Origin of the sequence: Ferrimonas sediminicola, assembly GCF_005116715.1 — a bacterium.
Taxonomy (GTDB): Bacteria; Pseudomonadota; Gammaproteobacteria; order Enterobacterales; family Shewanellaceae; genus Ferrimonas; species Ferrimonas sediminicola.
Map to the genome: position 1 here is coordinate 21,844 of NZ_SWCI01000017.1, position 19,474 is coordinate 41,317.

Genomic DNA, 19,474 nt, shown 5'->3' on the forward strand with positions numbered 1-19,474 from the left:
GTCCAGAGCTTTGTTACACTAGCCGGATCCCAAAAACGTCAGTTGACCCAATGACTCACTTTCGTGTTCTCGCGGCGCTGCTGTTGCTTGGCCTGTTTCAGGGCTGCAGCCGTACCGATTCCGCCCCCACCCAGGGACTGGTGTACTGCTCCGAAGCCAACCCGGAGCTGTTTAACCCTCAGCTGGTCACCTCCAGCAGTGCCCTGGACGCCAGCGCCAAGCAGATCTACAACCGTCTGCTGGGGTTCGATGACCTTAGCGGCCAACTGGTTCCGGAGCTGGCGGAACATTGGCGGGTCTCCGAGGATGGCCGCCACTACCACTTTACCCTGCGCAAGGGGGTCTGGTTCCAGACCAGTGAACGCTTCAGCCCCAGCCGTCCCTTTAACGCGGACGATGTGCTGTTCAGCTTCCAGCGAATCACCCAGGTGAACCACCCCTATCACGGCGTGGGCGGCGGGCAGTACCCCTTCTTCCAGAACATCGAACTGACCGAGAACCTGGCCGCGATCCGCAAGCTTGACGACTACCAGGTTGAGTTTGAACTGCGCCGGCCCGATGCCACTTTCCTCACCAACATCGCCACCGATTTCGCGGTGATCCTCTCCGCCGAGTACGGCAAGCAGCTGTCCGAGGAGGGGGAGATGTCACTGATCGATCATCAACCCATCGGCACCGGTCCCTTCCAACTGGTGGACTACAAGAAAAACCGATTCGTGCGCTATAGGCGTCACCCCGAGTATTTCCGGGGACCGGCGGCCATGGAGCAGCTGATCTTCGACATCACCCCCAACGCCACCGGACGGATGATCAAACTGATTGGCGGCGACTGCGACGTGGCCGCCCTGCCCCAGGTGGGCCAGCTGTCACTGCTGCAGGAGTATGATGACCTGAAGCTGGAGGCCCAACCCAGCTTTAACGTAGCCTACTGGGCGTTCAATACCCAGAAACCCCCCTTCGATCAGCTGCCGGTACGACGGGCCCTGGCGATGGCGGTGGACCGGCAGAAGATCCTCAAGGCGGTGTACCACAACACCGCGGCACGGGGTGAGGGGCTGCTGCCCCCCATCTCCTGGGCCTACCAGCAGGGCCACTCCAGCCTGCCCTACAATCCGGAGCTGGCCCGCACCCTGCTGGCCCAAGAGGGACTGGCAGGGATGAGCCTGGAGATCTGGGCGCCCCCCATCGGCCGCAGCTACAACCCCAACGCCATCAAGACCGCCGAGCTGATTCAGCAGGATCTGGCGGCCATCGGGGTGAAGGTCACCATCAAGAGCTACGATTGGAGCCTGTTTACCAGCATGCTGCGCCAGGCGGAGCACGATTCGGTGCTGCTGGGGTGGAACGCCGACAACACCGATCCCGACAACTTCTTCACCCCCATCCTCAGTTGCAGCGGCCTGGTCTCAGGCACCAACCACGCCCGCTGGTGCAACAGCGAATTTGATGCCCTGCTGCAGCGTGCCAGGACCAACGAGGATCGGGCGATGCGGCGCATCCAATACCAGCAGCTGGAGCAGCACCTGGTGCAACAGGTTCCCCTGCTGCCCCTGGCGCATGCCACCCGCACCCTGGGACGGATGCGTCATCTGGAGGGGCCGATCCTGACCACGGTAGGCGGCATCCAATTCGGCCTGGTTAAACGAGTGGACTGAATGCTTAACTACCTGCTTCGTAGAATCAATCTCTTCGTCCTCACCACCCTGATGCTGTTCGCGGTGGTGTACGCGGTGACCCGGGCGCTGCCCGGCGATCTGGTCTCCAATCTGTCCGGCGTGCGCGCGCCGGACATCGCCCAATTGGCCGAGATCAGTGACACCTACAGGCTGGAACACGGCCCCATTGTCGGCTACGTGGCCTATGTCAACGCCCGGCTCAAGGGGGACTTCGGCGTCTCCATGAACTCCGGCGAGCCCATCGCCGATCAGCTGCTGCAGGTACTGCCGGCGACCCTGGAGCTGGGGATGCTCTCCATCGGCCTGGCCCTGCTGATCGGCATCCCCATCGGCATGCTGGCCACCCTGAGCCGCAACACCACGGTGCAGCGGCTGGTGATGACCCTGACCCTGGTGGGCTTCTCCCTGCCGGTGTTCTGGCTGGGCCTGCTGCAGATCATCACCTTCGGCATCCAGTTCGACTGGCTGCCCGCCTCGGGGCGCATCAACCTGATGTATGAGATCCCGGAATTCAGTGGGTTGCTGCTGGTGGACATCTTCCTGTCCGACAGCCCTTGGCGAGCGGCCGCCATGGCAGACGCCTGGGCGCACCTTGTCCTGCCGATGTCGGTGGTGATGGTGCTGCCCCTGACCATCATCGTCCGCATCACCCGTTTCTCCCTGGCGGAGGAGCTGGATAAAAACTACATCCGCGCCCTTGAGGCCCGTGGGGTATCGCGCTATACGCTGATCATGAACCACGCCCTGCCCAACGCCATGGCACCGGTACTCCGGGTCCTGGCCCTGCAGTTGGGGCCCATCGCCAGCTCCATCATCATCGTCGAGCTGCTGTTCTCCTGGCCCGGCGTCGGTGCCTGGCTGGTGGCGGCCCTGCGTCAGGGGGACTACACCGCCCTCCAGGGCGGAGTGCTGACCATCTCCCTGTTCATCGTGTTCCTGAGCATTCTGTTTGACGTGGTCCACACCACACTCAACCCCATCAGCCGGAAAGAGATCTATGGGCAACGTTAATATCTACTACGAGGAGAAGATCCCCTCGCTGTGGCAAACCATCTGGGAGAGCTTTACCCGCAACCCGCTGTCTCTCATCGGATTGTGGGTGCTGATGCTGATTCTCTCCATGAGCCTGCTGGGCCCGCTGGTGGCCCCCTACCCCGCCTCCTACCAGGACCCGGCCGCCCTGCTGTTGCCCCCCTCCTGGGCTGACGTCGGCACCGTGGAACACTTCCTCGGTACCGACGATCTGGGGCGGGACCTGTTCTCCCGCATCCTGCAGGGGGCCCACCTCACCTTCGGCTACGCCCTGGTGATCGTGCTGCTGTCCCTGGCGTGTGGCTTTATCATCGGCAGCCTGTCCGGCATGACCAAGGGACTGAAGGCCAGCGTGCTCTCCCACCTGCTGGATACCCTGCTCTCCATGCCGTCGCTGGTTCTGGCGATCCTGTTTGCCGCGGTGCTGGGCCCCGGGCTGGAGAACGTGATCTGGGCGGTGGGCCTGTCTCTGGTGCCCCGTTTCGTGCGCACGGTGCACAACGCGGTGCACGAGGAGATGCAGAAGGAGTACGTGGTGGCGGCCCGCCTCGACGGCGCCGGATCCTGGCAGGTATTCTACGACTCCATCCTGCCCAACGTCTGGAACGCGGTGATCGTCCAGACCACCCTGGCCTTCTCGGTGGCGATCCTGGATATCGCCGCCCTGGGCTTTATTGGCCTGGGCGCCCAGTCCCCCTCCCCGGAATGGGGCGCCATGGTGGAGCAGGGTCTGGACAACCTGCTGACCGCCCCCTGGACGGTGACCATGCCGGGCATGGCGATCCTGTTCAGCGTGCTGGCCACCAATGTGGTAGGTGAAGGGCTGCGCCAGGCCCTGCTGGAGGGGCGTGGCTGATGCACCTGCTCGATATTCGTAATCTCACCATCGAACTCAACACCCCCCACGGCCGGCTGGTGGCGGTGGACAAGTTCAGTCTCACCCTGCAGGAGGGGGAGATCCACGGCCTGGTGGGCGAGTCCGGCTCCGGCAAGAGCCTGCTGGCCCAGGCGATCATGGGGATCACCGACAAGCGCACCCGCATCATCGCCGATCGTCTCAGTTGGCGAGGCGAAGACCTGCTGACCATGTCCATCAACAAGAGACGCAAACTGATGGGGCGGGAGATCGCGATGATCTTCCAGGAACCGGCCTCCTGTCTGGATCCCGGCAGCCGGATCGGCGGCCAGCTGATTGAGGCGATGCCCGACTTCGACGACCTGCCCTGGTGGAGGCGCAACCGGGCGCGCAAGGAGATGGCGATCGACCTGCTGCACCGGGTAGGGGTCGACAACCACACCCGGGTGATGCGCGCCTTCCCCTGGGAGCTGTCGGAGGGGCTGGCACAGAAGGTGATGATCGCCATGGCGGTGTCCCACCGTCCCAAGCTGCTGATCGCCGACGAACCCACCACCGGGCTAGAAACCGCCACCGCGGCCCAGATCTACCGGTTGCTGTCCAAGCTGAACCAGACCAAGAGCGTGGCGATCCTGCTGATCAGCCATGATCTCAACTCTGTGGCTCGCTGGAGTCACAACCTCAGCGTGCTCTACTGCGGCCAGATGATGGAGTCCGGCAGCGTCGCCGCCCTGATCAAGGAGCCCTACCATCCCTACACCCAGGCCCTGATCGCCAGCGCCCCCAGCGCCAACATGACGGTGCTGCCCAAGCGCCAGCTCAATACCCTGGAGGGGATGATTCCGCCGCTGCAGCATCTGCCCATTGGCTGCCGCCTGGGGCCCCGTTGCCCCCATGCCCGCAAGGAGTGCGTAAACCCGCCGCGGGTCGCCACCAAGAGTGGCCACGCCTACCGTTGCCACTTCCCGCTGAACATGGAGGAGGAGGAGAAATCATGAGCACCCCCCTGCTGCAGGTGAAAGATCTGTCGAAGAAGTTTCCCGCTGGCTACCGCCGCTTTCGCAAGGTGTATGACACCGCCCTGGAGCCGATCTCCTTCGAACTCTACCCCAAGGAGACCCTGGCCTTTGTCGGCGAAGCGGGCTCCGGCCGCACCACCCTGGCCAAGATCCTGGCGGGCGCCGAGCAAGCCAGCAGCGGCGAGATCCTGCTGGACGGGGAGCACCTAGAGCTGATGGACCACAAACGCCGCTGCAGCCTGATTCGGATGATCTTCCAGGATCCCACCACCTCGCTGAACCCGCGCCAGCGCATCGGTCAGCTGCTGGAGGAACCGCTGAAGTTCAACACCAACCAGGACAAGGCGGAGCGTGAACAGACGGTCAACCGCATCCTGAAGAAGGTGGGGCTGCTGCGAGAACACGCCGACTTCTATCCCCATATGATCTCCCACGGCCAGCGGCAGCGGGTGGCCATCGCCCGGGCGCTGATGCTGGAGCCGAAGATCATCATCTCCGACGAGGCCCTGTCCGGGCTGGACTCCTCCCTGAGGGCACAGTGCGTCAACCTGCTGCTGGAGCTGCAGCAGAAGCTGGGACTGAGTTACATCCTGATGTCCCACGACCTGGGGCTGGTGCGGCATATGAGCGACCGGGTTATCGTCCTCAAGCGGGGCGAGGTGGTGGAGGAGGGGCGCACCATGGAAGTGTTTGCCAACCCCCAGCACAAGTATACCCGGCGGCTGCTGGAGGAGCAGATGCTCATCATCGAGCAGCCGCAGTGACCCTGATGACGCCGCAGCTGAGCTCCACCCTGACCTGTCCCCACTGCGGACACCGGCGCACCGAGCAGATGCCCACCGACGCCTGCCTGTGGTTCTACCGATGCCACGGCTGTGACCGTCTGCTGCGCCCCCTGCCCGGCCACTGCTGCGTGTTCTGCTCCTACGGCAGCGTCCCCTGCCCGCCCATGCAGCTGGGCGACGGCTGCTGCCACTCAGCAAAAAACGGGGAGCCCTAGGCTCCCCGTTTTCGTTTCTCCCTCTCCCTGCGATCAGTCGCGGAAGTTCTCGAACTGCATTTCTAATGATGACCTAATTAACTGGCTACTTCCTCACCAAGTACTAAACATGCCATAAGCACCTTCGCTTCATTAAACTAGCAAGCTGTACAATAAGATACCCATCGAGCCGAAGCAGAAACCACAATACCAAAACCAGATAACGCCGCAGTAGAACGCCATCTGCTTTTTAAACAAAAGCACTCCGCAGACACTGCTAGGGCATGAACACATTTCGAACATTTCCAGTTCATTCAGTTACCAGTAAATCTAGCAAGCCGCTCTTCCATAACCACTAACGCATCCATATAATGGATCATTAAAAACAATAGGTTATGTAATTGTGACGATTCAGCAAATTTGCCAACAGCGCAACATTCAGGAACTAGTGCACTTCACTGACGTAAGGCATCTACCGAGCATCCTCCAGTTTGGGCTGATGACCCGAGCCCAAATCGCCGGACTCCAAACACCCGTGTACCCAAACGATGACGTTCGTCTGGACGGCCACCCAAACTCTGTCAGCGTGTCCATTTCCTTCCCTAACGACAGAATGCTTTACAAGTACAGAAGGCAGGTACAAAGGCAGTTCGCTATAGTTTGTCTACACCCATCGGTACTCTGGACACACAGAACAGCGTTTTACCCTGATAACGCTGCGAACACGACAATGCGTCAGTTACACCCTCGGAATCTCATGGCTCCGCACTCACTCGAAGCTTTATTTCAAGATATGAACGGTGTACGCTCTCGGGCAGATCAGTGCCTAGAACCTTGCCATACGACCAATGTACAAGCAGAAGCACTGGTTTTTGGACAAATACACCCTCAGTTCATAACCCGAATTGTATTCAACAACCAGGCATTGCTACAGCAGTACAATCCATATGTGCGCTTCGCAGGCAAACATTCAGTATTGCATGGAGCCAATTCAGGTTACTTTGGATCGCGGACGTTTATGCTAGAGCATTAATCCATGGCAACTAGACCAATTTTTCTTCCTGCCCCAGTAGGACAAGTTGGGGTGATCGAAAAGATGCTGGAATTCAAGTGGGTTCCAGGTATGGCTGTTATCCAAAAACAAAAGTCGATACGCGAGTTGCATAAGACAGCAGCAGCATACGGCATTAGCCCTGTACTTGAAATCTCTAGCAAATCCGAAGACCAACTGGGTCAACGCCTAAGTGCCTTCAACCTTACCTTTACGACAAAAAAACACAAGACAACCTACACCGTCGAATCTGCGTTCCAAGGCAGCAAAGTGTTTCAGTCAGCAGGGCCGTTTATCGATCTAATGGAGGCAACCCCCAGAGAAGCCAAAAGGGACATACGGCTTAAGGAATCCGGCAACCTGATAGGCTTCGAATTTCTCGGGAAACGATTCCCATCGGAACCAAAAACTTTTTTTTACGACTGGTTATATATCAATGCCCTCCACCAAAACAGTGAGTTAGCTGACCAAATATGTCACTTCTCAGGTTTCACAGATATTGAATTCAACCCCAAGAAGTCTATCAACTGCCAAGGATACGCAGCAGCTCTGTACCTTAGCCTAAAGATCAATGACAAGCTAACACGGGCACTAGAGTCACCAAGTGAGTTCCTAAGGCTAACCCACGAACAGTATAAGAACCAGCTCCGAGCAACCCCAGTACAAAACAAAATGTTTTGAACAGCCCTATAAGATGCTCTCAGGCCTACTCAAAAAGTAAACACTCCATACTCCTTTAATTGAGATGGAAGAATATTCACCCAAGCAGATTTGTGGTAACTATCTGCCTTGAACCGGTAAAATAGACATACCATAAAATCAGAGGAACTTGGCAACATGGACAAAAATCGAAGCTTGATTGAAGTCTGCTATCAAGGAGAGGCGGGTCAATCAAACGTACGCACCCAAATTTTTGATGGTGAAATTTATGTATCCCTCTCTGATACTCTACAAACACTTAGTAGAGAAAACGCAATCATAGACCCAGAGCATCGCCCCTCATCCCTAACCAATCGCTTAAAGCGTGTAATTAATACTCTCGAAGCTGATGAGTATCGGAATATCATGGTTGATGATCCACGTTACAGATCAGGCATAGATGATCCTAAACGTGCGAAGATGCCTGACACGTTCATCAACCAAACCGGCTACTTAAGAGTTCTTGCCGGTGACACTAGCGAAGCAGGAAAACGTTTTCAGAGGTGGCTGTTCCGCGATGTGATACCTACAATCTACAAGCATGGCGAATACCCAGCCCCAGTAGATTCTTCCAGATCTCTTTTGGAACAATCTACAGCTTTGCTTGTTCGCTTAGCAGAAGATCTAAACCAAAACGTACAAGAAACAGAACAATTAAAACGAGATATGGCTGGCATCAATGACCGCTTAACCGTTATAGAAAGTGTTCAATCTCCAGGATCTAGAATGATCTCTTTAAACGCTCGATTGCTAGAGTTGGAGATTAAGTTTAATGATTCTCAAATGGCTCATTCTGCTGCCCTATGTGACAAACTTAGAGCTGAGGTAAACGGCCCTTGGATTGAATGTCCCAAAGGAGGCAGTAGATACGACAAGCAATTTGAGCAATCGATTGTGGATACTGCTATTAAACAAGTGCGTTAAGCAAACTCCTGTTCACTGAACCTAATTGTCAATTTCAAAAAAAGTGGGGAGTCCTAGCTCCCCGTTTTTATTTCCAGATTCTATAAGTCACGAAAATGCCCAAAGCACTCTACTATTGATGACCTACATTCCAGGTAACCCAGTGAAACAAGGTGATAGTATTTGCAAAGATCACCAATATCCCACTAACAAACAGGCGGCCCTATAAAAACTAAACCCACGCTTCATTTCATCCAGCCGTCAACCATATCGCAAAACTTACCATCATAAGTATCTCGATTGGAGTGCGAGTCCAAAGGATTCTCCCACCAGCACTTATGCGACCTACACCAACTTTTAAAATCTATGTTCTGGAGTAGCTTCTTTTCATTTCCCGCTGCATCAAAAGACGAAGAAGCCAGATTGAATATCATTTCGCAGTATTGTTCGTACTGAAAATACCTTTGATTGCTCTCACAACTAAAGTCAATCGAACTCCGATTACTAGTATACTTTTCTTTGAATTCATTCCAACCAGAAATAAAGTGCTGGTTCTCTAAAAATGGATGGGAAAGCGATAACTCCTGCAACTTAAAGAGTCTTTCATTAGATCTGTTTTTATCGCCATCCTTGCTGTTCCGTTTAAATATCCAAACGGTAATGCAGTTAGTCAACAGTACAGCAAAGAAATAGAGATACAACCTAAACTCTTCGATAGGAAGTCCTAATACAAAATTTCCGTCCGCTTCAGGCATTACTCACCAACCGCAATAGGTAGCTTGGAACCACGGCGTGCCGAGCAATAGTACTGAGGGTTCTGCTTACCCATACTAACACGACTAACCACTTCAGATGCCGCCACATGAGCCTCTAGGGAACTAACATCAGCATGGTGGCTAAGGTTAAACGCCTGTGACAGCAAGTTAAAGGAGTATGTTCCACCTTTGGTCGTATCGGAAGAATACTCTTCAATATCGCAGGAATAAAGTACGATTTCTTGAGGTGGACATGCCATTACATTGTTTTCAAAGACAGTACGGTGATTCCGGTACATATTTCGCGCTGATAATCCTTCAAAGATCATCTCTGCCTTTTTTTCCAACACAGAATCGTCTCGCGCAGCACAGTTATCCAGTATAAGTAACTGCCTATTGCACAACTGCCTTAAGTCTGTTTCATAAATATATTCGCGGTCTACATATAGACGCCTACACATCGCCTGATCAGAGTATTCTCCATGCCCAGAGAAAACAACCAATAAATAATCTAAGTGTTCACGTTTAATCTGATTCAGCGCGTTCTGGATACTATATTTGCTTTGATTGTATAGCGTTACGATCTCCGAGGAATACCACCTTCCTCCACGATCACTTTGAAGAAAACTATTAAAGTTCTTCATGTCTGCCTGTACACCTGGTAAGAAATCGCTACCAGATCCAGGGCAGCCTATTATCAATGCTCGCCTTTTCACTTAACACCTCTTTTCCAATCGGTCACCAATTACTTACTCTATGGTACTGCTGACCACTGCTCGAAGCAACTCATTGGAATGGCTATAGTTTTTATACCCCAAGCGAAAGAAACACTCCTAATCTGGCTTACAGCAAAGTCCCGCCAGTCCCTCCATCTAGGCAACTAGCTGATCAAAATTTCCTCGCCCCCCTCCTCTTTCACAATCGATAAAGCAGCATTGTGTTCTTTAGGTATACCCACACGGGTATGGTCAAAATCCCCCCAGACAGTACCCGTTAGGATTGACTCCAATTAACCAGCACAGCAAAATACCCTGCATCTTAGAACCATACGAGTACACCCAGTGGCACACATCGCATACATGCGGGTATCTACCGCAGACCAACGCACAGACCGCCAGCTCTCCGATACGGGCATCCAGTGGGATAAGACCTTCATTGATAAATGCAGTGGCGGTACTACGAATCGTCCAGCCTTGGAAGAGCTAAAGGGATACGCCAGGGAAGGGGATACCATCCATGTCCACAGCATCGACCGCCTTGCCCGTAACCTCGTTGACCTGAAGCAGTTGGTTGATACCTGGAACGGTAAAGGCGTGAACGTCAGGTTCCATAAAGAGGGCCTGAGCTTTACTGCTGGCGGTAGTGACCATATGTCTGAGCTAATGCTGAATATGCTGGGGGCAGTGGCACAATTTGAACTCGCGATGATTAAGGAACGACGCCAGGAAGGTATTGAGAAGGCAAAGGCCGCTGGGAAGTATCGAGGCCGTCCCACTAACCAGACCAAGCACCAGGAAATCCGTCAGTTACGCTCTGAGGGCGTTTCTTTACGCAAGATAGCCACACAGGTAGGGGTATCCCTTTCCACAGTACAGCGAGCCCTAGCGGCCCCTGAAGAGAACAAATGAACCAATACATTTCAGACAGCAAACGAGCAGAGTTGGACCCAAAACTACTGATCCTAGATTCAGCCATGCAGGCGCGTGACGTTTCGTTGATTAAAGATAAGCAGGTACGAGCCGCTCAAGAGATTAAGCAAGACGCACAGGATAGGGAAATCCTCGATGACCTCCGTAACGGACTTGGGATTAAACAGCCCATTGATGTGTTTGTAGTCGATGGGAAGCACTACGTTGTCGATGGGTTTCATCGGACGGGTGCCTGCCTCAAATACCTGGAGGAGAACCCAGACTCCGGACTCACCATCACTGCTCGAGTAATTGAAAATCGTACCTACCAGGAAGCATTCGCAGCGGCTCAAGAGGCGAATCAGTCTCATGGTGTAGGTGTCACCAACGACGAAGTGATGCAGTCCAAGTTCCGAGCATTGATCGTGGGTGAGAAATCCAGCCTAAGCGTCTCCCAGGTGGCCGAGAAGGTGGGCTGCAGTCGAGGTCAGGCAAACCATATCGCAAGGGGCCTGAAGGCATGTAGGGAAGCTCTGGGGGATGAGCACGAATACGAGTTCAACGACCTGGCTCGTTTCGCTGAGTCTTTAAAAGAAGGTCTGGAAAAGAAACACTACCTGCCCACCAGCGCATGGGATTCCAAAGGCTTCCCAAAAATCAGGCCGCTATCGGATGCAGTTACTGGTAAGGGATTCCTCCCCAAAGATATGAACAATGATGAGTGGGAGCAGCACCAAATCAAGGGAGCCTCAGAGGCCGTCAGCCGCCTCGTAGCACAATACGGAGAGGATTACTTCCGAGAGGGGCTACGTAAAGCAGTGAAGGGCTTAGGGCTCGGTGTCTCCGTCACCCTGCGTAACAAGTGGCTGGAAGAAGCTGGGGCAATGGAAGGAGATGAGGCTCCCCAGGATTGGGATAGCTCTAGTGATAATTCTTCTTCTGATCCTGACTTTTAGGGTCACATTGTAAATCCCCTGAAGGCTCGTCACGTGGCCTCTGGGGGATACTTTACGGGGTGCTGTACACACGTGTACACCTTGAGGGATTCGTCAGGTGTACACAACAGTGTAAGCACCACTGCTAAACATCCACGCCAAGGGATGAATACTCAGGCAATAAAATCGCATAAAAGTAAACAACACTTTTTGTAGAAAGCATGGGACGCAGCAATCGTTATTCGAATCCCCTATCTCCGTATAGTCCCCCCTGGGTAGTAGCTGCTTATGTGAGTTGTTCGGCGAAATCGTTGAGTATACGAACCCTGTCCATTCTCACATTGCCACTCTCGTCGTACATATCGAGTTCTGGCACATTGGGTTCATCCACAGGATCGTATTCCAAATGAAACCCTCCACCCAGATCCTGACCGGCAATAGAAACCCAGGTAGTAATTTTTCTTGCGTTGTCCGGAGTACCGTACTCGATTATTCTCCTCTCCCTTTCTATCGGGACATCTGAAAGGGTAGCCAGGTAGCCGTCAGCGTCTCTAAAACGGATGGTTTTGTGTTCAATCCAGGTTTCGGTATCACCGATGCGAACCACTCCATCCTGCAGTGTAAACCGTGCCTCCTCTATGGAGTGAAGCAGGATATTAAACTTGGCTGCAGCTTCCTTTAATCCCTCTAGCACCATTTCCACCAACTCAGGAATATCACGTGATGCGATAAGAGACCGCCGCGCACGCTCTACCTCTGGGTCAGCAGGATCCACCATAGTAGACAGCTTCTGTTTCAGATCTTCCCTTTTAGCCTGAGCGTCACGCAGTTTAACTGCAATCTCCTGTACATTAGGTGCCATACCGATAGCTTCAACCAGGTTCGATATCTGTCCATCCAGCCCATCAATTTCGTGCTGTACACTCTCCCGCTGAGATCCCTGCTCCTTGGGCTTCGGCAGAAGCTGTTGACCCAAACCTTTACTCAGGGCTGCCACCATTCCAACGATAATGGCCTTGTAACGAATGGAACGCTTGTTACTGCAAACTGCACCACCGTCTACAGCCGCCCTACAAACTGCTGTACGGTACTTCGCTCTACCGCTGTACTTCAACACACTGCCGCAAGCACCACACCGTCCCAAGCCGGAAAGGGCACTAGACCACTTCTGACTGTTTCCCTTTGAGCGAACCCTGGTATCCAACGCTTTGCCAGCTTCTTCAAAGCGCTCTATGGACATTATGGGAGGATAAACCTTGAACAGTTCCTTTGACTCCTTTCGCTGGTGCCAACCAATTAGGCGTTTATTACGAATGAGTTGGGTCACTGAACTAGCAGTCCACATTGTTCCGGACTTCGTCGTAATGCCATCATTATTTAGCGAACGCGCTATCTCCGCACACCCATAACCGTCAATGCAGCCTTGAAAAACGCACTCTACGACCTCCACCCACTGAGCTACCGGCCTCACGTTGTCCCCATCACGTTCTAACCAAAAGGGCATCCGCATCTTGGGCAGTTCTCCTGCCAGGAGCTGTTTGGCTTTCTTTTCCCAGGCAAAATTCATGCGGTCACTTTTGGCCTTGGATTCATCGTGGCCTCGTTGTAAACGAGCTAACAGCATCACGAGTTTCCCGAAACCAGCATCGGCATCGTACTTTTCCCCATCGTCAAGGGTAACCACAACCAAGCCCGCCAGCACCAATTGCTGAATAACCTGCAATCCCTCTAGGACGGCTTGGCGCGTAAGGCGATCCGTTTGCTCTACGAGAAGGTGCGTACCTTTTGGAATAGTGCCGTCGTTGACCTTGTCCAGCAGTAACTTAAGCTGACCGCCTTCCTCTAGGTGTTTTGCATGGAATCCTGACCTTCCCGCATCGTGGAATGACTCAAGGAGAGTGAGGTTGTGTTGCTGGCAGTAATCCTCGGCCATTTCCGTTTGGCGGGAAAGACTGGTGCCGTGTTGTTGGCGTCCGGTGGAGAATCGACTGTAGGAGATTGCGTACTGCATTAAACCGCCCCTGGGGAAGTAGAGGCGGGGGAGTATATATCAGGTCATCATTCTATCGGAAGTTCTCAAACTGGAATGGTTGCCCCAGCTCCGCCTCGCGCACCAGGGCCATCACCGCCTGCAGGTCGTCGCGCTTCTTGCCGGTGACCCGCAGCTTGTCGCCCTGGATCTGTGCCTGCACCTTGAGCTTGCTGTCCTTGATCATCTTCACCAGCTTCTTGGCGGTGGGCTGATCGATGCCCTGCTTGAACTTAACGTTGCGGGAGAAGGTCTTGCCGCTGTGCAGGGCTTTCTCATCCACCTCCATGGCACTGGCATCCACCTTACGGGCCGCCAGGGCGCCGCGGAGGATGTCCTCCATCTGCTTCAGTTGGAAGTCGGACTCGGTCTTCATGGTCACCACCATCTCTGCCAGGGAGAAGCTGGCTTCAACACCGCGGAAATCGAAACGGCTGGTCAGCTCGCGGCTGGCGTTGTCCACCGAGTTACGCAGCTCGACGGCGTTTACCTCGGACACTATGTCAAAAGAGGGCATCTTAATCTCCTGAAAAGCCACAAGCCTTTGTTGGCCTAATCTATTCTAGCCAAAGAGTTTACCCGCAGATCCCCGCGGAGCAAGACGCAAAGGGTCAAAAGGGGTGATTAGTCATGGCCTGCGGCCGTCGGCGCGGCTATCATTGCATCCATGATGATCCTGACCTCTCCCAATCCGCAGCAGCGACTGTGGTTCCGATTCAGCCTGCTGCTGATGCTGGCGGCCTTCTCCTACCTGCTGTTTGGCCAACCCAACTATCCCCAGCCCATCGCCCATACTGACAAACTGGGCCACCTGCTGGGCTTCGCCGCCCTGGCGATGATGCTGCACCTGGCCTTCGACTGGCCCAGGTGGCGCCAACTGCTGGTGCTGGCGGGCTATGCCGGCCTGGTGGAACTGGTACAATCCAGGCTGCCCTACCGCCAGGCCGATCCCCTGGATTTCGCCGCCGACATGACCGGCGCCCTGCTGTTTCATCTGCTGCTGATGCTGGTGGTGCGATGGCAGAGCCGATAGCCCTGCTCGGCGGTGGTGCCATCGGCCAGCTGCTGGCCGCCCTGTTGGCACGCCAGGGGGTGGAACCGGTGATCATCGGCCGCCCCGGCACTTCCCGGGAGGTGAGAGAACACCAACTGACCAGGCTGGATGGCAAGCGATTTCGCCACAGGCTGTGCCACCTGCCCCCCGAGTCCATGGCGGCCTGCCAGGCGCTGCTGGTGACCACCAAGGCCTACCAGGCAGAGCAGGCGCTGACGCCCCTGCTGCCCCGCCTCTGCCCACAGACCCCCATCGTACTGCTGCACAACGGCATGGGCCCACAGCAGCGGCTGGCGCAGCGCCATCCCGACAAGCAGTGGTGGGCCGGCACCCTCACCGACGGCGCCCTGAGGGAAGCCCCCTGCTCGGTGCGCCACACTGGGCTGGGGCAGCGTTTTGCCGGTCCCCTGGGAGAGGGCGGCACCCTGCCCCAGGGCCTGGCAGCCATCGGTTTTGAGATGGATCGCAATATCCACCTGAGGCTGTGGCAGAAGCTGGCGGTCAATGCGCTGATCAACCCGCTGACCGCCCTCCACCGATGCCGCAACGGTGAGTTGACCCGACCGGAGTTTCTCGAGCCGCTGACCCGGCTCAGCCAGGAGCTGGTTCAGGTGGCCGCCAGCCAGGGCGTCGTCCTGGACGCGGCCCAGGTGCTGGCGCTGGGATTGACGGTGGCCGAGGCCACCGCCGCCAACCGCTCCTCCATGCTGTCCGATATCGAAGCGCAGCGAAAGACCGAAATTGAGGCGATCAGCGGTTACGTGGTGACGGTGGCGCGCAGTGCCGGGCTGGAGGCGCCCGCACACCATGACAACCTCCAGCAGGTATTGGCCCTTGAGGCTCAAAGCCTCGGCTGAGGCCGCCCCCTGGCAGCGGAGATCAGCCCGCCCCCGCTGGCACGGCTCCAGGGCGCGCGCCTGGTAGCGGCTAATGAGCCAGGCGCCCCGGGTAAACTGCTGCTCCAGGCGGCGGCTAACGCAGTTCACCACCTGGCGGACCTCCCGCTTGTCTCCCTCCACGGGAGGGTCGCTGCGCTTAAGGAAATCATTCATAAAGACCTGCAACTCCCTCTGTTCGCCCCGGACACAGCGCGTACGCGTCAGGATCACCGTCATCGGATGGTCGATGTCAAACACCATCCCCTCGTCAAGGCTGTCACGAAATGCTATCCCGTCGAGCTGATCCCCCTGGAGGTTGACGGTGTGGCTGATGCAGACCTCATCTTGTCCTGCCAGGACAGGCAGGCTGAAGAGGGTGCAGAGGGCGGCGGCAAGCACAGCAGTTCCGGATCGTCTCAGGTACATAACTAAATCCCTTTAATTCTGTTCCAGGCGTAGGCGGCCACCATCCCTTTTAGCGCGACCGCCGGAGCCTACCATGGTAACATCAAGCTTATAATTCAATCGATTAGCTCAAGAATACGGCCTGTCTTTACTCCACCGGCCACCACAAAAAAACCGCCTTGCGGCGGTTTTTTTACTCTCTAGCGGGTCATCAGGGGCGGTAGACCTTGATGTTGTTGAAGCCCTGCTCCTTGAGGTAGAGGGCCTGAAGCTTGGACATGACGCCGCGGTCGCAATAAAGCAGGTAGGTGCGCTGCTGGTCCAGCTCCTTGAACTGGGAGCCCAGCTTGAAGAAAGGCAGGGTCACCACCTCGACACCGTCGAGGTCCAGCGGGTTCTGCTCCTCCTCTTCCGGGGCGCGGATATCCAGTACCACGGCGCCGTCGATGGGGCTGTCCACGGTCTCCATCTCGGTGACCTTGGCCTGCTCCTCCTTGGCAATATCCCGAATGTCTATCATCTTCGCCTCCGCCAATACTCGCTCCACCAGGTCCTCGGAGAACTTGGCCTCCTCCTCTTCGATCTTGGAGAGGACCGCCTTCACCGTTGGCTTCTGAGAGATGACGCCACAGTACTCCGGCATGCTGGCGGCAAACTCCTCGGTACCGATCTGGCGGGCCATATCGATGATCTCCTGCTTGTCCCAGGTAACCAGGGGCCGCAGGATCACGGTGTCGCTGACCTTGTCGATCACATTGAGGTTGGTCAGGGTCTGGCTCGATACCTGGCCCATCGCCTCACCGGTGACCAAGGCGGGGATGTTGTACTTCTGGGCGACGGCACTGGCCACCCTCATCATCATCCGCTTGAGGATCACACCCATCTGACCGTTGTCGATGCGCTCGAGGATCTCCTCGACCACCGGCTCGAAGGGGATGGAGATGAAGCGCACCTTGTGGGAGGAGCCGTATTTGTTCCACAGGAAGTAGGCCACCTGCTTGACCCCCTGTTCGTGGGCGGCGCCACCCAGGTTGAAGAAACAGTAGTGGGTGCGGGCACCGCGCTTGATGCACTGGAAGCTGGAGACGCCGGAGTCGAACCCACCGGAGATCAGCGACAGGACATCCTCCTGGGTGGCGATGGGGAAGCCGCCCATGCCGTCGTGGCGCTTATGCACCAGGTACAGCTTGTCGTCCTCGATCTCCAGGCCGATCACCACGTCCGGATCCTTGAGGCGCACGCCTAGGGCTTCGGTGTGCTGATTGAGGCCACCACCGACGTAGCGCTCCACCTCCAGGGAGTTGAACTCGTGCTTGCCGCGGCGCTTGGCGCGGACGCAGAAGGTCTTGCCCTTGAGACGCTCGGCGAACACCGGCAGCGCATGCTGGTAGATGTCGTCCAGGGTCTCGAAGTTGTATTGGCGCACCTCCATAAAGTGATGGATGCCCGGCATGTTGCGCAGGGATTCCACCAGTTTGGCGGTGTTGGCCGGCTCATCGTTGCTGCTGGTGGCGGAGATGTGATCCCAGTTGAAGCGAACCCGTACGGTCTCATCGGTCCGGCGCAGCACGTTGCGGATGTTGGACTCGAGCAACTTACCGAAGCGCTTACGCACCGACTTGCTCTTAATCATGATCTCGGGATGCAGCTTAACGATAAATTTCATGAGCTTCCTGTACGGGCAAAAAAAATAAAGCGCGGCATTATACCCGAGCTTCAGCATTGGGGGAACCGCCGGCAGGGAGGAGAGAGGGCCACGCCGCGCCGGGCGTGGCCAGCTCAGGTTACTGAACCGCCGGGATCTCTTCGGAAAGTTTAGGCTTACCCTGGGTGATCGCAATCTCGACCCGACGGTTTTTGGCCCGGCCGACCGCCTCATCGTTGCTGACCAGGGGCTGGGTGTTGGCCTTGCCAATCACCTCCATGCGGCTGGGTTCAAACCCCTCGACCTTGATCATCTCGTGAGCCACCGAGACCGCCCGCTGGGCCGACAGCTCCCAGTTAGAACGGTAGAGTTCGTTGTGGATCACCGCATTGTCGGTATGCCCGGTGATGGTGATGATGCCGGGTACGTCCTTGAGCAGGCCGGCGACCGCCTGGATCACCGGCCGAAACTTGGGTTGCAGGAAGGCGGAGTTGGCGGGGAAGGCCCCCTTCTCGCGGATGCGGATCACGATCTGCTGCCCGAGGGACTCAATCTCGATGGCCCCATCCTCGATCTGTTCCTGAAGCTGCTCCGCCAGCTTCTTGGCCAGGGCGGTGCTCTGAGCCTGGGCCTGGGTCTGAGCCCTGGCATCCACCGATGGCGCACTCTCCTCACTGGCCCCACCCTTGAGCTTGCCGTCGTTGGTCTGCTCGCTGCCGGCCACAGGATCCCTGCCCGGGTCCACGTCCAGGTGGTTCTTGGTGAACTGGATGGTCTGCTGGTTGATCACCTCGATAGGTGTAGGCTCGGGGCGGCCCGGACGGAACTCCTGGGCGATCACCGAGGTACCCTTGGGGATATCCTTGACCTCCAGCTTGTTCTGCACCCCGAAGGCGTACTTCATGGAGCCGGCGATCTGCTTGAACTTGAGCACGTCCATCTCGGAGAAGGCCAGCAGCAGCACGAAGAAGCACATCAACAGGGTGCTGAGATCGGCAAAGGTGGCCATCCAGGCGGGGGCGCCGGCGGCCTGCCTCTTCTTCGGGCCAGCAACCTCCTCGTCGCGATTGGCGGTCAGAGTCATTGGGCGGCCTACTCGTCGGTGGTGGAGACTTGGCGCTTCTTCTCGGCCAAGTAGTTCTTGAGGAAGCCTTCGATCACCCTGGGGTTCTGGCCATCCTGAATGGAGAGCACCGCGTCCATGATCAGGCGGCGGTTGAGCATCTCCTCTCCCATCCTCAGCTCCAGCTTATCGGCGATGGGCGCCGCCACCATGTTGGCGATGATGGCCCCATAGAGGGTGGTCAGCAGCGCCACCGCCATCGCCGGCCCGATGGACTTGGGATCGTCCATGTTGTTGAGCATGGCCACCAGACCGATCAGGGTGCCGATCATCCCCATGGCCGGCGCCACGTCGGCCAGGGCGCGGAAGATGCTGGAGCCATTCTGGTGGCGCTCGATGGTCAGCCCAATGTCTTTGGAGAGTGCCTGGCGCACCACGGAGGCATCGTGGCCGTCCACCAACAGGTCGACCGCCTTCTGCATGAAGCTGTTGTCGATCTCCGCTTCCTCCAGGGCGAGGAAGCCCCCCTTGCGGGCGGAGTCGGCCATCACCACCGCCTGCTCGATCAGCTCTTCCGGTTTGTCGATCTTAAACATGAAAGCCTTGGCGGCGATCTTCACCGCGCCCAGGAACTGACCGATGTTGAACTTCATCATCACCACGAACAGGGAGCCACACACCACGATGAGGACCGAGGGGATATTGATGAACACCCCGGGATCGCCCCCATTCATCATCGCCATGATCACAAATGTGAAAGCGCCTAAGAGGCCAATTAGGGTCGCGAGATCCACAAACTCTCCTGAACTGTCTGAATTCCTGGTCGTCCCATCAGGTGGAACTGGGTAGTCTATTGTCTTTATCGGT

20 protein-coding genes are annotated in these 19,474 nt (G+C 56.3%); 13 read left to right on the forward strand and 7 right to left on the reverse strand.

Annotated elements, in window-relative coordinates:
- Positions 1 to 50 precede the first annotated feature (50 nt).
- From FCL40_RS16895 to FCL40_RS16935, 9 genes are all read left to right on the forward strand, one after another.
- Positions 51 to 1,655, forward strand: a complete 1,605-nt coding sequence (locus FCL40_RS16895) for an ABC transporter substrate-binding protein (protein WP_229360367.1) — start codon at positions 51 to 53, stop codon at positions 1,653 to 1,655.
- On the forward strand, positions 1,656 to 2,687 hold the full coding sequence (locus FCL40_RS16900) for an ABC transporter permease subunit (protein ID WP_136854474.1): 1,032 nt from the start codon (positions 1,656 to 1,658) through the stop codon (positions 2,685 to 2,687). It abuts the gene before it with no gap.
- On the forward strand, positions 2,674 to 3,564 hold the full coding sequence (locus tag FCL40_RS16905) for an ABC transporter permease subunit (RefSeq protein WP_136854475.1): 891 nt from the start codon (positions 2,674 to 2,676) through the stop codon (positions 3,562 to 3,564). Before FCL40_RS16900 ends, FCL40_RS16905 begins: the two co-directional genes overlap by 14 nt.
- The gene (locus FCL40_RS16910) at positions 3,564 to 4,562 is read left to right on the forward strand and encodes an oligopeptide/dipeptide ABC transporter ATP-binding protein (protein WP_136854476.1); all 999 of its coding nucleotides are present in this window, start codon (positions 3,564 to 3,566) and stop codon (positions 4,560 to 4,562) included. The genes FCL40_RS16905 and FCL40_RS16910 overlap by 1 nt, the downstream gene beginning before the upstream one ends.
- Positions 4,559 to 5,347: a peptide ABC transporter ATP-binding protein gene (locus FCL40_RS16915; RefSeq protein ID WP_136854477.1), complete on the forward strand. Its 789-nt coding sequence runs from the start codon at positions 4,559 to 4,561 to the stop codon at positions 5,345 to 5,347. Before FCL40_RS16910 ends, FCL40_RS16915 begins: the two co-directional genes overlap by 4 nt.
- A 5-nt stretch (positions 5,348 to 5,352) precedes the next feature.
- Complete coding sequence (locus FCL40_RS16920; protein WP_136854501.1) at positions 5,353 to 5,583, forward strand: GDCCVxC domain-containing (seleno)protein; 231 nt, start codon at positions 5,353 to 5,355, stop codon at positions 5,581 to 5,583.
- Between the two features lie 427 nt (positions 5,584 to 6,010).
- Positions 6,011 to 6,595 carry a DarT ssDNA thymidine ADP-ribosyltransferase family protein gene (locus tag FCL40_RS18930; RefSeq protein WP_407644158.1) on the forward strand — a complete coding sequence of 195 codons (585 nt, stop codon included), beginning with the start codon at positions 6,011 to 6,013 and terminating at the stop codon, positions 6,593 to 6,595.
- 3 nt (positions 6,596 to 6,598) lie between these two features.
- Positions 6,599 to 7,294, forward strand: coding sequence for a DarT1-associated NADAR antitoxin family protein (locus FCL40_RS16930; protein WP_136854478.1), 696 nt, complete (start codon positions 6,599 to 6,601; stop codon positions 7,292 to 7,294).
- A 156-nt stretch (positions 7,295 to 7,450) separates the two neighbouring features.
- A complete protein-coding gene (locus FCL40_RS16935; protein WP_136854479.1) occupies positions 7,451 to 8,236 on the forward strand; it encodes a BRO-N domain-containing protein in 786 nt (261 codons plus the stop codon).
- Positions 8,237 to 8,460: 224 nt separating this feature from the next.
- Here FCL40_RS16935 and FCL40_RS16940 read toward each other — a convergent pair whose 3' ends face one another.
- Together FCL40_RS16940 and FCL40_RS16945 are read right to left on the reverse strand one after the other, a co-directional pair.
- A complete protein-coding gene (locus FCL40_RS16940) occupies positions 8,461 to 8,970 on the reverse strand; it encodes a hypothetical protein (RefSeq protein ID WP_136854480.1) in 510 nt (169 codons plus the stop codon).
- On the reverse strand, positions 8,970 to 9,686 hold the full coding sequence (locus FCL40_RS16945; protein ID WP_136854481.1) for a caspase family protein: 717 nt from the start codon (positions 9,684 to 9,686) through the stop codon (positions 8,970 to 8,972). The genes FCL40_RS16940 and FCL40_RS16945 overlap by 1 nt, the downstream gene beginning before the upstream one ends.
- Positions 9,687 to 10,031: 345 nt before the next feature.
- On the opposite strand from FCL40_RS16945, the gene FCL40_RS16950 reads away from it, so the two are divergent.
- Together FCL40_RS16950 and FCL40_RS16955 are read left to right on the forward strand one after the other, a co-directional pair.
- The gene (locus FCL40_RS16950) at positions 10,032 to 10,598 is read left to right on the forward strand and encodes a recombinase family protein (protein ID WP_136854482.1); all 567 of its coding nucleotides are present in this window, start codon (positions 10,032 to 10,034) and stop codon (positions 10,596 to 10,598) included.
- Positions 10,595 to 11,554, forward strand: coding sequence for a ParB N-terminal domain-containing protein (locus FCL40_RS16955; RefSeq protein ID WP_136854483.1), 960 nt, complete (start codon positions 10,595 to 10,597; stop codon positions 11,552 to 11,554). The genes FCL40_RS16950 and FCL40_RS16955 overlap by 4 nt, the downstream gene beginning before the upstream one ends.
- 265 nt (positions 11,555 to 11,819) lie before the next feature.
- Here FCL40_RS16955 and FCL40_RS16960 read toward each other — a convergent pair whose 3' ends face one another.
- Both FCL40_RS16960 and FCL40_RS16965 read right to left on the reverse strand, forming a co-directional pair.
- Positions 11,820 to 13,544: a recombinase family protein gene (locus tag FCL40_RS16960; protein WP_136854484.1), complete on the reverse strand. Its 1,725-nt coding sequence runs from the start codon at positions 13,542 to 13,544 to the stop codon at positions 11,820 to 11,822.
- Positions 13,545 to 13,596: 52 nt separating this feature from the next.
- Complete coding sequence (locus tag FCL40_RS16965) at positions 13,597 to 14,079, reverse strand: YajQ family cyclic di-GMP-binding protein (protein ID WP_136854485.1); 483 nt, start codon at positions 14,077 to 14,079, stop codon at positions 13,597 to 13,599.
- Positions 14,080 to 14,229: 150 nt separating this feature from the next.
- Between FCL40_RS16965 and FCL40_RS16970 the strand changes: the two genes are divergently transcribed.
- Together FCL40_RS16970 and FCL40_RS16975 are read left to right on the forward strand one after the other, a co-directional pair.
- A complete protein-coding gene (locus FCL40_RS16970; protein ID WP_407644157.1) occupies positions 14,230 to 14,595 on the forward strand; it encodes a VanZ family protein in 366 nt (121 codons plus the stop codon).
- Entirely contained in the window at positions 14,580 to 15,473 is an 894-nt protein-coding gene (locus FCL40_RS16975) for a ketopantoate reductase family protein (protein ID WP_205729154.1), read from the forward strand. Before FCL40_RS16970 ends, FCL40_RS16975 begins: the two co-directional genes overlap by 16 nt.
- Positions 15,474 to 16,110: 637 nt before the next feature.
- Here FCL40_RS16975 and thiI read toward each other — a convergent pair.
- The 3 genes from thiI to pomA form a co-directional block, all read right to left on the reverse strand.
- A complete protein-coding gene (gene thiI, locus FCL40_RS16980) occupies positions 16,111 to 17,565 on the reverse strand; it encodes a tRNA uracil 4-sulfurtransferase ThiI (protein WP_136854486.1) in 1,455 nt (484 codons plus the stop codon).
- A gap of 118 nt (positions 17,566 to 17,683) precedes the next feature.
- Complete coding sequence (locus tag FCL40_RS16985) at positions 17,684 to 18,628, reverse strand: flagellar motor protein MotB (protein ID WP_136854487.1); 945 nt, start codon at positions 18,626 to 18,628, stop codon at positions 17,684 to 17,686.
- Between the two features lie 8 nt (positions 18,629 to 18,636).
- Complete coding sequence (gene pomA, locus FCL40_RS16990) at positions 18,637 to 19,401, reverse strand: flagellar motor protein PomA (protein WP_136854488.1); 765 nt, start codon at positions 19,399 to 19,401, stop codon at positions 18,637 to 18,639.
- Positions 19,402 to 19,474 lie beyond the last annotated feature (73 nt).